Source organism: Nocardiopsis sp. M1B1, from assembly GCF_052466615.1.
Genome location: NZ_CP196194.1, coordinates 4,728,358 through 4,741,102, shown reverse-complemented (window position 1 = coordinate 4,741,102; position 12,745 = coordinate 4,728,358). Strand labels below are relative to the sequence as shown.

Genomic DNA, 12,745 nt, shown 5'->3' with positions numbered 1-12,745 from the left:
AGGAGGGGGCGAACGTGTCCGAGAGCGGACCCGCGATTCTGGTACTCGAGGACGGCCGGGTCTTCCACGGCCGATCCTTCGGCGCCACCGGGGAGACCTTCGGCGAGGCGGTCTTCAACACCGGCATGACCGGCTACCAGGAGACCCTCACCGACCCCTCCTACCACCGCCAGATCGTGGTGATGACCGCCCCCCACATCGGCAACACCGGCGTCAACGACGACGACCCCGAGTCCGGCCGCGTCTGGGTCGCCGGGTACGTCGTGCGCGAGCCCGCCCGCATCACCTCCAACTGGCGGGCCGAGCGCACCCTGGACGAGGAGCTGCGCCGCCAGGGCGTGGTCGGCATCGCCCTCACCGGCACCCGCGCCCTCACCCGCCACCTGCGCGACAAGGGCGTCATGCGCGCCGCCATCAGCACCACCGAGACCGACCCGGGGGCCCTGCTGGAGCGCGTGCGCCAGCAGCCCGCCATGGCCGGGGCCGACCTGGCCGCCGAGGTCAGCACCAGCGAGCCCTACGAGGTCCTGCCGCCCGAGGGCGTCCCCGCCCGCTTCCACGTCGCCGCCGTGGACCTGGGCATCAAGGCCATGACCCCCCAGCGCCTGGCCGAGCGGGGCTGCCGGGTCACCGTGCTGCCCGCCACCGCCACCGCCGAGGACATCCTCGCCCTGGACCCGGACGGGGTGTTCTTCAGCAACGGCCCCGGCGACCCCGCCACCGCCGACGCACCCGTCACCGCCATGCGCGGCGTCCTGGACGCGGGCAGGCCGCTCTTCGGTATCTGCTTCGGCAACCAGATCCTGGGCCGCGCCCTGGACCTGGGCACCTACAAGCTGCCCTTCGGGCACCGGGGCGTCAACCAGCCGGTGATCGACACCCGCTCCGGCAGGGTCGCCATCACGAGCCAGAACCACGGCTTCGCCGTCGACGCCCCCCTCGACGAGCCCTTCGACACCCCCTACGGCCGGGCCGAGGTCAGCCACATCGGCCTCAACGACCGCGTCGTCGAGGGCCTGCGGCTGCTGGACCGCCCCGCGTTCAGCGTCCAGTTCCACCCGGAGGCCGCCGCCGGCCCCCACGACGCCGCCGAACTCTTCGACGCGTTCGTCGACCTGATGTCCGCCCAGCCCGCTCCGGCTGCCAAGTAGCAAGAGGAAGCAGAGCATGCCGCGCCGTAGTGACCTTTCATCCGTCCTCGTGATCGGCTCCGGCCCGATCGTGATCGGGCAGGCGGCCGAGTTCGACTACTCGGGCACCCAGGCCTGCCGGGTTCTGCGGGCCGAGGGCCTGCGGGTCATCCTGGTCAACTCCAACCCGGCCACGATCATGACCGACCCGGAGATCGCCGACGCCACCTACGTCGAGCCGATCACCACCGAGATGATCGAGAAGATCATCGCCAAGGAGCGCCCCGACGCGCTCCTGCCCACCCTGGGCGGGCAGACCGCCCTCAACGCCGCCGTCGCCCTGGACGAGGCGGGCATCCTCGCCAAGTACGGCGTCGAGCTCATCGGCGCCAACATCGAGGCCATCCAGTCCGGCGAGGACCGCGAGAGCTTCAAGGGCATCGTCGAGCGCATCGGCGGCGAGTCCGCCCGCTCGCGCATCTGCCACACCCTGGAGGAGTGCCTGGCCGCGGCCGAGGAGCTCTCCTACCCCGTCGTCGTGCGCCCCTCCTTCACCATGGGCGGCGCCGGCTCGGGCTTCGCCCACGACGCGGCCGAGCTGCGCCGCATCGCCGGACAGGGCCTGGCGCTCTCCCCGACCACCGAGGTGCTCCTGGAGGAGTCCATCCTCGGCTGGAAGGAGTACGAGCTGGAGCTGATGCGCGACACCAACGACAACGTCGTGGTCGTGTGCTCCATCGAGAACCTCGACCCCATGGGCGTGCACACCGGCGACTCCATCACCGTCGCCCCCGCCATGACCCTCACCGACCGCGAGTACCAGAAGCTGCGCGACATCGGCATCGCCGTCATCCGCGAGGTCGGCGTGGACACCGGCGGCTGCAACATCCAGTTCGCCGTCCACCCCACCACCGGCCGGGTCATCGTCATCGAGATGAACCCGCGCGTGTCGCGCTCCTCGGCGCTGGCCTCCAAGGCCACCGGCTTCCCGATCGCCAAGATCGCCGCCAAGCTCGCCGTCGGCTACACCCTGGACGAGATCCCCAACGACATCACCCGGGAGACCCCGGCCAGCTTCGAGCCCACGCTCGACTACGTCGTCGTCAAGGTGCCCCGCTTCGCCTTCGAGAAGTTCCCCGGCGCCGACCCCGGCCTGACCACCACCATGAAGTCGGTGGGCGAGGCCATGGCCATCGGCCGCTCCTTCCCCGAGGCCCTCCAGAAGGCCATGCGCTCCCTGGAGAAGAAGGGCGTCGGCCTCACCTGGGAGGGCGAGCCCGGCGACAAGGACGAGCTGCTGCGCCTGGCCGCCACCCCCACCGAGCACCGCCTGCGCCAGGTCCAGCAGGCCCTGCGCGCCGGAGCCACCGTCGAGGAGGTCCACGAGGCCACCCGCATCGACCCCTGGTTCGTGGATCAGATGCTGCGCCTGGAGGAGGCGGCCCGCGTCCTGGCCGACGCGCCCAAGCTCGACGCCGACCTGCTGCGCCAGGTCAAGGGGCTGGGCTTCTCCGACCTCCAGATCGGCCAGATCACCGGCCGCAGCGAGGACGTGGTCCGCGAGCTGCGCCACGCCCTGGGCGTTCACCCCGTCTACCTGACCGTGGACACCTGCGCCGCCGAGTTCGAGGCCCGCACGCCCTACCTGTACTCCAGCTACGACGAGGAGACCGAGGTCCCCACGGGCGACCGGCCCAAGATCATCATCCTGGGGTCGGGGCCCAACCGGATCGGCCAGGGCGTGGAGTTCGACTACTCCTGCGTCCACGCCTCCTTCGCCCTCTCCGACGCCGGGTACGAGACCGTGATGGTCAACTGCAACCCCGAGACGGTCTCCACCGACTACGACACCAGCGACCGGCTCTACTTCGAGCCGCTCACCCTGGAGGACGTGCTGGAGGTCGTGCGCGCCGAGCAGGCCGCCGGACCGGTCGTCGGGGTCATCGTCCAGCTGGGCGGCCAGACCCCGCTCGGCCTGGCCCGCCGCCTCAAGGACGCCGGGGTGCCCATCATCGGCACCAGCCCCGAGGCCATCGACCTGGCCGAGGACCGCGGCGCCTTCGGCAAGGTCCTGGCCGACGCCGGGCTGCCCGCGCCCAAGTACGGCACCGCCCACTCCTTCGCCGAGGCCAAGGCCGCCGCGGACGAGATCGGCTACCCCGTCATGGTCCGTCCCTCCTACGTGCTGGGCGGCCGCGGCATGGAGATCGTCTACAGCGAGACGATGCTCGCCGACTACATCGAGCGCAACGCCGAGGTCAGCCCCGAGCACCCGGTGCTCATCGACCGCTTCCTCGACGACGCCATCGAGATCGACGTCGACGCCCTCTACGACGGCCGCGACCTGTACCTGGGCGGGGTCATGGAGCACATCGAGGAGGCCGGTATCCACTCCGGCGACTCGGCGTGCACCCTGCCCTCCATCACCCTGGGCCGCGAGGACATCGAGCGCATCCGCTACTCGACCGAGGCCATCGCCCGCGGCACGGGCGTGCGCGGGCTGATCAACGTCCAGTACGCGCTCGCCTCCGGCGTGCTCAACGTCCTGGAGGCCAACCCGCGCGCCTCGCGCACCGTGCCGTTCGTGTCCAAGGCCACCGCGGTGCCGCTGGCCAAGGCCGCCGCCCGCGTCATGGCCGGGGCCACCATCGCCGAACTGCGCGAGGAGGGCATGCTGCCCGCACACGGCGACGGCGGCGACCTGCCCGCGGACGCCCCGGTGTCGGTGAAGGAGGCGGTGCTGCCCTTCAACCGCTTCATCGACAAGGAGGGCGAGGGGGTCGACACCATCCTCGGCCCCGAGATGCGCTCCACCGGCGAGGTCATGGGCCTGGACACCGAGTTCGGCTCCGCCTACGCCAAGTCGCAGCTGGCCCTCAACGACTCCCTGCCCGAGCGGGGCCGGGTGTTCGTCTCGGTGGCCAACCGCGACAAGCGCTCGATGATCTTCCCGGTCAAGCGCCTGGCCGACCTCGGCTTCGAGATCCTGGCCACCGAGGGCACCGCCGTGGTCCTGCGCCGCAACGGCGTGCACGCCACCGTGGTGCGCAAGCACAGCGAGGGCAGCGGCCCGGCGGGCGAGCCCACCATCGTGCAGCTCATCCACTCGGGGGGCGTGGACCTCATCGTCAACACGCCCTTCGGCAGCGCGGGGCAGGCCGGACCGCGCCTGGACGGCTACGAGATCCGCACCGCGGCCGTGGTGCGCCGCGTGCCCAGCGTGACCACCGTGCAGGGCCTGGCCGCCGCGGTCCAGGCCATCGAGGCGCGGGTGCGCGGCGACCTCGGCGTGCGCTCCCTCCAGGAGCACGCGAGCACCCTCACCGCCAGCCGGGCCTAGGCTGTTCAACTTTGGGCCTCCGCTTCGCTTTGGCCAGTGTTCGGGCGCCCAAAGAGCGGGAACCTTCGGTGTCTCCGGCGGGTTCGCTCGTTCCTCGCGAACCCGCCTCCGCCACCTCCAGAACCCCGCGGGCGCCCGAACCAACACCCGAGGGGCTCCGGGGTCGTGGGCGGGGGCGCCGTGGACGGTGTGTCCACGGCGCCCCCGCCTATACGGTTGGCGCACAGGACGACGCAGGAATCCCAGAGGGGGGAGGGCGGCGCCGACGCCCCGGTGTCCGCGACACCGGGCTCGGGCGCCACGACCTGATGAGCGACAACGGACCGGTGCAGACCAGGTGCCCCGTGCTGAACGTACGCAGGGTGGACGCCTACTACGCCATCACCGTGGTCGCCCCGGGCATAGCCGAGCGGTTCCGCTCCGGGCAGTTCGTGTCGGTGGCCGTCGGCGGCGACCACTCCAGCACCCTGCTGCGCCGCCCCTTCGCGATCCACGACGTCAAACCCGACTACGGCGGCACCGTCGAGTTCCTGTTCTCGGTGCGCGGCACCGGCACCGCCTGGCTCTCCGAGCGGCGCTCGCGCGACCTGCTGGACGTGGTCGGCCCCCTGGGCCGCCCCTTCCCGCTGCCCCGCGAGCCGGTCAACTGCGTGCTGGTGGGCGGCGGCTCGGGCAGCGCTCCGCTGTTCCCGCTGGCTCAGTCGCTGCGCAGGCGCGGCTGCCGGGTGGACTTCGTGCTGGGCGCCGCCTCCGCCGACCGGGTGTTCAGCGCCATCACCGCCCGCCGCATCGCCGAGACGGCCGCCTTCACCACCGACGACGGCTCCTTCGGCACCCGCGGCCGCGTCACCGACGTCCTGGGCAGGGTGATCGAGGAGTGCCGGTCAGACGCCGTCTACGCCTGCGGCCCCATGCCGATGCTGCGCGCGGTCACCTCCGTGGCGGCCGGCCACGGCATCCCCGTCCAGGTGGCGGTGGAGGAGACCATGGCCTGCGGCACCGGGATCTGCATGACCTGCGTCATCCCGGTGGTGGGCGAGGACGGGATCACCCGCATGGTGCGCTCCTGCGTGGACGGCCCGGTCTTCCGGGGCGAGCAGGTGCGCTTCGACGACGTGGGCACGATCCCCTTCGACGCCCTGGGCGCCCCCGGCTGGAAGGGCTCCAGTGCGGCCCGCGCCGCGGAGACGGCCCGCGACATCGCCTGAGGGGCCCGGCCCCGCCCCCGGGACCGACCACCACCAGACAGTGGGTGAGAGAGTTGAACGCAGACCTCAGGACCCGGCTGGGCGGCTGGGAGCTGCCCAACCCCGTGGTCACCGCCGCCGGGTGCGCCGGATCGGGCCGCGAGCTGGCCCAGTTCTTCGACATCGCCTCGATCGGCGCCGTCACCACCAAGTCGGTGATGCTGGAACCCCACGCCGGGCGCCCGTCCCCGCGCATGGCCGAGACACCCAGCGGGATGCTCAGCACGACGGGCATGCAGGGCCCGGGCGTGGACGTGTTCCTCCAACGGGACCTGCCCTGGCTGCTCTCCCGCGGCGGGCGGGCGATCGTCTCCGTGGCGGGCACCGGCATGGCCGAGTTCGGCGAACTCGCCAGACGCGTCTCCGCCGCCGACGGGGTGAGCGCGATCGAGGTCAACCTCTCCAGCCCGGACCCGTCCGATCCCGCCGGGCGCCGCTACGTGGACGACGCAGCCCAGGCCGCGGCGGTGGTGCGCACGGTGCGCTCCCACACCCGTTCGGGGCTGCCGGTGCTGGCCAAGCTCGCCGCCGACGTCCCCGACGTGGTGGAGCTGGCCGCCGCGTGCGTGGAGGCGCGCGCGGACGGGCTGTCCATGGTCAACACCGTGCGCGGCATGGCCGTGGACACCCGCACGCTGCGCCCGGCGGTGGCCGGGGGCATGGGCGGACTGTCGGGGCCGGCGATCCGCCCGCTGGCGGTGGGGTGCGTCTACCGGGTGCACGAGGCGCTCCCGGACGTGCCCATCATCGGGATGGGCGGGGTCCGCACGGGCGCCGACGTGATGGAGTTCATGGCGGCCGGGGCCTCCGCGGTGGCGGTCGGCACGGTCAACTTCTCCGACCCCTCGGCGTGCGCCCGGGTGCTCCGCGAGTTCACCGAGCTGCTGGAGGCCCGCGGGCTGAGGCGGGCCGCCGACCTGGTGGGCGCCGCGCACCGGACGGGTGTGGGGGCGTGACAGGTCGGGCACGCGGCGCACAAGGGCCCTGACCGGCCTGAACGGCGTTCAGATGGCGTTGTGCGACCAAACACGCGCAATTGGTCTCTACCACTGTCCTGACCGCTACGTCCCGTCTGCGGCCGTCTGGGAGGCCGTTACGGGGAAGTGACACGGGTGGGGCGCATGAAGCGGCCCATCCGGGGAATCGCACACTTGATGGTGTGCACATGACAGCGAACGTGCATTCTCAGGTGCCGCGGTAAGCACGTCCGCAAGTACGTCCGTGCCTTGCACGCGCCGACCCCGGTCGGCGGCACACGATGGGAGATACCGACATGACCGAGACCACCGCGCCCTCCGCGCCCATCGCCGTGGCGCTCGACGCCAGGGACCTGGAGACCGCGGCCACCTGGGCCTCCGCGGTCGCGCCGCACGTGAGCACGGTCAAGGTGGGCCTGGAGCTGTACCTGCGCTACGGGCCCGACGTGGTCAGCGCGGTGCGCGGAGCCAGCCGGGTGGGGGTCTTCCTCGACCTGAAGCTGCACGACATCCCGGCCACGGTCGCCGGCGCCGCGCGCAGTGTCGCCGGCCTGCGCCCCTCGATCCTGACGGTCCACGCCGGGGGAGGGGCGGACATGGTCCGGGCCGCCGTGGAGGCCGCGCCGGAGACCAGGATCGCCGCCGTGACGGTGCTCACCTCCATGGACGAGGGCGACCTGGAGCAGGTGGGGCTGCTCGGTCCTGCCCGCGACGCGGTGCGGCGCCTGGCCGTCCTGGCGGTGGGCGCCGGGGCCCGCGCGCTGGTCTGCTCGCCCCAGGAGGTGGCCCTGCTCCGCTCCGAGGTCGGGCCGGACGTCACCCTCATCACGCCGGGCGTGCGCCCGGCGGGGGCGGACAGGGGCGACCAGTCGCGCGTGGCGACCCCGGAGGAGGCCGTGGCGGCGGGCGCGGACCTGTTGGTCATCGGCCGCCCCATCACCCGCGCGCCGGACCCGGGGGCGGCGGCGGCCTCCCTCGCGGCGGCCGTGCGCAGGGCGGGTGTGCGCGTCTAGGGAGCGAAGGGCGGGGGCGCCGCGCGGGTGCCCTTCGACGGTGTCCGGAGGTGTTGGGCCAAGGGATCGACGGATCGGGGAGACGAACCGGTGCACAGGGGTTCGACAGGGCCGATTATGTGTCGCTGTCGGTCACTAATTTGGCGTGTCCGAAACTCGCCGAGCACTGCCGAGAGTGACCCGCGTCACCCCTGTGTGACCTGTGCTGGTGGCACCCTTCGCGCTTCCTTCAATCGGGACTAAAGTCCTGGTTTTCGTCTCGCAGTGCAGTCGAATAACAACTCTCAGTAGTTAGTTCGACGAAATAGCCGCTGAAAGGGCACTTTGCGTTGCCTAACAGGGGTCAGACCTACTAACTTGCGCAGGCGTCCGCCCTCTACAAACGAGTAGAAAACCGAGGTGACCCGGCGTGGCCCTTCCTCCCCTGACACCCGAACAGCGCACCGCGGCTCTGGCCAAGGCCGCCAAGGCCAGAAAAGAGCGCGCGGAGGTCAAGAACAAGCTGAAGAACGGCGGCATCTCGCTGTCCGAGGTCCTTTCCAACGGCCTCAAGGACGACGTCATCGGCAAGATGAAGGTTTCGGCTCTGCTCGAATCCCTTCCCGGCGTCGGCAAGGTCCGGGCCAAGCAGATCATGGAGCGGCTCAACATCGCCGAGTCGCGCCGTGTCCGCGGTCTGGGAACCAACCAGCGCGCCGCCCTCGAGGCCGAGTTCGGCGACCTCACCAAGTAGCACCAGGCAGTACCCGCAGCACCCAGCAGTACCGAGCAGCACCTGAACGCAGTGCACCGGTCCGCCGCGTCCCCCACAGTCGCGGCGCACACCACGCCGCGACAGCGGCCGACCCCCGGTGAGCCAGGCCGGGCCGCGGCCGGCGGACGGTGGCCCCAGGCCACGACCGTCCGTCGCGCCGCGGCCCTGCGCTTATCCCGGGCGCGGTGCGTTTCGGGGTGGGTCACGACCGTCCGCCGTGTCGCGGCCCTGCTTACCCCGGGCGCGGTGCGTTCTGGGGTGGGTCACCACCGTCCACCGCGCCGCGGCCCTGCTTACCCCGGGCGCGGTGCGTTGCGAGGTGGGCCAAGGCAGCCCACCGCACCGCGGCCCGGTGGTATAAAGGAAGCTTCCCGCGACCGTACGCGGACACCCCGTACACCAGACCGCCCGCACGGTGACGGCGCCCGGACCGGCTTCGGCCCGCCGGAGCGCGACGCGAGGGCCACGGCCCCGCCCGTGGCGGGCGGGCCCGAAGGGAAGCCTCGAACACACATGCCCGATCCCGGATCCCAGTCCCGCCCGGCGCAGAAGCGGCTGACCGTGCTGTCCGGACCCTCGGGTGTGGGCAAGAGCACGGTGGTGGCCCACCTGCGCCGTGAGAACCCCGACGTGTGGCTCTCGGTCTCGGTCACCACGCGCCGCCCCCGCCCGGGCGAACAGGACGGCGTCCAGTACCACTTCGTCACCGACGAGGAGTTCGACCGCCTCGTCGCCGGGGACCAGCTCCTGGAGTGGGCCCAGTTCGCGGGCAACCGCTACGGCACCCCGCGCCGTCCCGTCGAGGAGCGCCTGCGCGCCGGAGTGCCCGTCCTGCTGGAGATCGAGCTCCAGGGCGCCCGCCAGGTGCGCGAGTCCATGCCCGACGCCCTGCACGTCTTCCTCGCCCCTCCCTCCTGGGAGGAGCTGGTGCGCCGCCTCACCGGACGCGGCACCGAGTCCGACGAGGTGATCCAGCGCCGCCTGGACGTGGCCAGGGTCGAGCTGGCCGCCGAGAAGGAGTTCGACACCACCCTCGTCAACACGTCCGTGCAGGAAGTGGGCGACGAGCTGCTAGCGTTGATCACCGCGCCCAAGGTGTGATAGCGGCCGGACCCGCAGGGTCCGCGCCGTCCGCGCCGCGCCGGGAACCGTCCCGACGGCGCCCCAACGTCCGTCCACCGCGGCTCCGCGACGAGCCGCGGACCATTCCTGGGGGTAATGAAGTGGCTGGTACCGAGCCCGTCGCCGAAGGCATCACCAACCCGCCGATCGACGATCTGCTGGAGCTGGTGGACAGCAAGTACAGCCTGGTCACCATGGCCTCCAAGCGGGCCCGCCAGATCAACGCCTACTACGCCCAGCTGGGCGAGGGCCTGCTGGAGTACGTCGGCCCGCTGGTGGAGACCCAGGTCCAGGAGAAGTCGCTGTCCATCGCGCTGCGCGAGGTCAGGTCCGGTCTGCTCACCGCGGAGCCCTACGAGGGTTCCTGACCCGCCCTCTCCGCGTGCTCGCGAGCCCGCACGGGGCTCGGGACCGCCCGCCGCGCCCCTGGCGCGCGCGGGGCGGCCGGGGGCTGGTAGAACTCCTTTCTGTGAGTGACACAAACGTTCCCCGCGTGGTCCTCGGCGTCGGCGGCGGCATCGCCGCCTACAAGGTCTGCGAACTGCTGCGCCGCCTGACCGAGTCCGGCCACCGGGTCCGGGTCGTGCCCACCGCCGAGGCCCTGCGCTTCGTCGGTGAGCCCACCTGGGCCGCCCTGTCCGGCCAGCCCGTCGCCACCGGTGTGTGGGACGAGGTCCACGAGGTCCCGCACGTGCGCATCGGCCAGGAGGCCGACCTGGTGTTCGTGGCCCCGGCCACCGCCAACATCCTGGCCAGGGCCGCCGCGGGCCTGGCCGACGACCTCCTCACCAACACCCTGCTCACCGCGCGCTGTCCGGTGGTGTTCGCGCCCGCGATGCACACCGAGATGTGGGAGCACCCCGCCACGCAGGCCAACGTGGCCACCCTGCGCTCGCGCGGCGCCGTCGTCCTCGACCCGGCCGTGGGCCGCCTGACCGGCGCCGACACCGGACGCGGGCGCCTGCCCGAGCCCTCCGAGCTGTTCGAGGCCGCCCGCCTCGTGCTGCGCCGCGGCACCGCCGCCCCCGACCTGGCCGGACGCCGCGTGGTCGTCTCCGCCGGCGGCACCCGTGAGGCCGTCGACCCGGTCCGCTTCCTGGGCAACCACTCCTCGGGCAAGCAGGGGTACGCCCTGGCGCGCACCGCCGCCGCCCGCGGCGCCGACGTGACCCTGGTCGCCGCCAACGTCTCCCTGCCCGACCCGGCCGGGGTGCGCGTCGTGCGGGCGGGCTCGGCCGTGGAGCTGGCCGAGGCCATGGAGGCCGAACGCGTCGGCGCGGACGCGATCGTGATGAGCGCCGCGGTGGCCGACTTCCGGCCGGTCGCCAGCGCCGCCTCCAAGATCAAGAAGAGGCCCGGCGCGGCCCCCGCGCCCATCGAGCTGGCCGAGAACCCCGACATCCTCGCCGGGCTGGTCGCCTCCCGCGACGCCGAGGGGCTGGCGCAGACCGTCGTGGGCTTCGCCGCCGAGACCGACGACGTGATCGCCAACGGCCGCGCCAAACTGGCGCGCAAGGGCTGCGACCTGCTCGTGGTCAACCAGGTCGGCGGCGGGCGCGCGTTCGGCACCGAGGACAACCAGGCCGTCATCCTGGGCTCGGACGGCAGCGCGGTGGACGTGCCCACCGGGCCCAAGGAGGACCTCGCCGACCGCGTCTGGGACCTGGTCCTGCCGCGCCTGGGCTGAAGCGCCCGCCCGGCGGGGCCCGGCCGAACCGCGGGTTCCCAGGACTGGATTCCCACCGCGGAGTACGTCACACTTCAACGTGCACCCGTGACGACCGGGGAGGTCGTCCGCGGGGTGCCCGCCCCCAGCAGTCCCGTTACAGTGGACCGATAACCAACCCCGTCGGTCGGTATTGGCCGCCCCGGCAGGCAGCCGGGGGGCGCCCGTGCCGCACCGGCACATGTCAGCCAGCAGCCGCTGCAAGGAGTCACGCAACGTGTCCCGCCGCCTTTTCACCTCCGAGTCGGTCACCGAAGGCCATCCCGACAAGATGGCCGACCAGATCAGTGACGCGATCCTCGACGCGATGCTCACCCACGACCCGCGCAGCCGGGTCGCGGTCGAGACGCTGATCACCACCGGTCAGGTCCACATCGCGGGCGAGGTCACCACCCAGACCTACGTCGACATCCCCGCCATCGTGCGCGGAAAGATCCTCGAGATCGGCTACGACTCCTCCGCCAAGGGGTTCGACGGTGACTCCTGCGGGGTCAACGTCTCCATCGACGCGCAGTCCCCCGACATCGCCCAGGGCGTCGACACCGCCTACGAGGCGCGCGTCGGCAACGAGGACGACGTCCTCAACCGGCAGGGCGCGGGCGACCAGGGCCTGATGTTCGGCTACGCCAACCGCGAGACGCCCGAGCTCATGCCGCTGCCGATCAAGCTGGCGCACTCCCTCTCCGAGCGCCTGGCCGGGGTCCGCCGCAACGGCACGGTGCCCTACCTGCGCCCGGACGGCAAGACCCAGGTCACGGTCGAGTACGACGGCCAGACCCCGGTCCGCCTGGACACCGTCGTGGTCTCCAGCCAGCACTCGGCCGACATCAACCTCGACGAGATGCTCGCTCCCGACATCCGCGAGCACGTGATCGAGCCGGTCGTGGCCGCCTACGGCCTGGAGTCCGACGACTACCGGCTCCTGGTCAACCCGACCGGCCGGTTCGAGATCGGCGGCCCCATGGGCGACGCCGGCCTGACGGGCCGCAAGATCATCGTGGACACCTACGGCGGCTACGCCCGCCACGGCGGCGGCGCCTTCTCCGGCAAGGACCCGTCGAAGGTGGACCGCTCGGCCGCCTACGCCACCCGCTGGGTCGCCAAGAACATCGTCGCGGCCGAGCTCGCCGAGCGCGCCGAGGTCCAGGTGGCCTACGCCATCGGCAAGGCGCACCCGGTCGGCGTGTTCATCGAGACCTTCGGCACGGAGAAGGTCGCCCCGGAGCTGATCGAGAAGGCCGTCAAGGAGGTCTTCGACCTGCGTCCGGCCGCCATCGTGCGCGACCTGGACCTGCTGCGCCCGATCTACTCCCGCACCGCCGCCTACGGCCACTTCGGCCGTGAGCTGCCCGAGTTCACGTGGGAGAGCACCGAGCGCGCCGCCGCGCTGCGCTCCTTCGTGGGCGCCTGACCCGCACCCGCGGCACCGGTTCCCG

The 12,745-nt window shown here is 72.3% G+C and carries 10 protein-coding genes; all 10 read left to right on the top strand.

The features are described 5' to 3' along the window. Positions 1–14: 14 nt before the first annotated feature. The 10 genes from carA (at position 15) to metK (ending at position 12,720) form a co-directional block, all read left to right on the top strand. The gene (gene carA, locus ACSTA4_RS20545) at positions 15–1,151 is read left to right on the top strand and encodes a glutamine-hydrolyzing carbamoyl-phosphate synthase small subunit (RefSeq protein WP_444964225.1); all 1,137 of its coding nucleotides are present in this window, start codon (positions 15–17) and stop codon (positions 1,149–1,151) included. A 16-nt stretch (positions 1,152–1,167) separates the two neighbouring features. Continuing rightward, a complete protein-coding gene (carB, locus tag ACSTA4_RS20540; RefSeq protein ID WP_248771319.1) occupies positions 1,168–4,470 on the top strand; it encodes a carbamoyl-phosphate synthase large subunit in 3,303 nt (1,100 codons plus the stop codon). A 308-nt stretch (positions 4,471–4,778) separates the two neighbouring features. Next, positions 4,779–5,678, top strand: a complete 900-nt coding sequence (locus ACSTA4_RS20535) for a dihydroorotate dehydrogenase electron transfer subunit (protein WP_212643541.1) — start codon at positions 4,779–4,781, stop codon at positions 5,676–5,678. Between the two features lie 53 nt (positions 5,679–5,731). Next, on the top strand, positions 5,732–6,673 hold the full coding sequence (locus tag ACSTA4_RS20530; RefSeq protein ID WP_248771318.1) for a dihydroorotate dehydrogenase: 942 nt from the start codon (positions 5,732–5,734) through the stop codon (positions 6,671–6,673). 317 nt (positions 6,674–6,990) lie between these two features. After that, on the top strand, positions 6,991–7,707 hold the full coding sequence (pyrF, locus tag ACSTA4_RS20525; protein ID WP_212643543.1) for an orotidine-5'-phosphate decarboxylase: 717 nt from the start codon (positions 6,991–6,993) through the stop codon (positions 7,705–7,707). Positions 7,708–8,116: 409 nt separating this feature from the next. Continuing rightward, the gene (gene mihF, locus ACSTA4_RS20520) at positions 8,117–8,440 is read left to right on the top strand and encodes an integration host factor, actinobacterial type (RefSeq protein WP_017565056.1); all 324 of its coding nucleotides are present in this window, start codon (positions 8,117–8,119) and stop codon (positions 8,438–8,440) included. Positions 8,441–8,974: 534 nt separating this feature from the next. Further along, positions 8,975–9,562, top strand: a complete 588-nt coding sequence (gmk, locus tag ACSTA4_RS20515) for a guanylate kinase (RefSeq protein WP_444960662.1) — start codon at positions 8,975–8,977, stop codon at positions 9,560–9,562. A gap of 122 nt (positions 9,563–9,684) precedes the next feature. After that, positions 9,685–9,951: a DNA-directed RNA polymerase subunit omega gene (gene rpoZ / locus ACSTA4_RS20510; protein WP_013154112.1), complete on the top strand. Its 267-nt coding sequence runs from the start codon at positions 9,685–9,687 to the stop codon at positions 9,949–9,951. Positions 9,952–10,076: 125 nt separating this feature from the next. Beyond that, a complete protein-coding gene (gene coaBC, locus ACSTA4_RS20505; protein WP_444964224.1) occupies positions 10,077–11,270 on the top strand; it encodes a bifunctional phosphopantothenoylcysteine decarboxylase/phosphopantothenate--cysteine ligase CoaBC in 1,194 nt (397 codons plus the stop codon). Between the two features lie 256 nt (positions 11,271–11,526). Further along, positions 11,527–12,720 carry a methionine adenosyltransferase gene (gene metK / locus ACSTA4_RS20500; RefSeq protein ID WP_444960661.1) on the top strand — a complete coding sequence of 398 codons (1,194 nt, stop codon included), beginning with the start codon at positions 11,527–11,529 and terminating at the stop codon, positions 12,718–12,720. Positions 12,721–12,745: the final 25 nt, after the last annotated feature.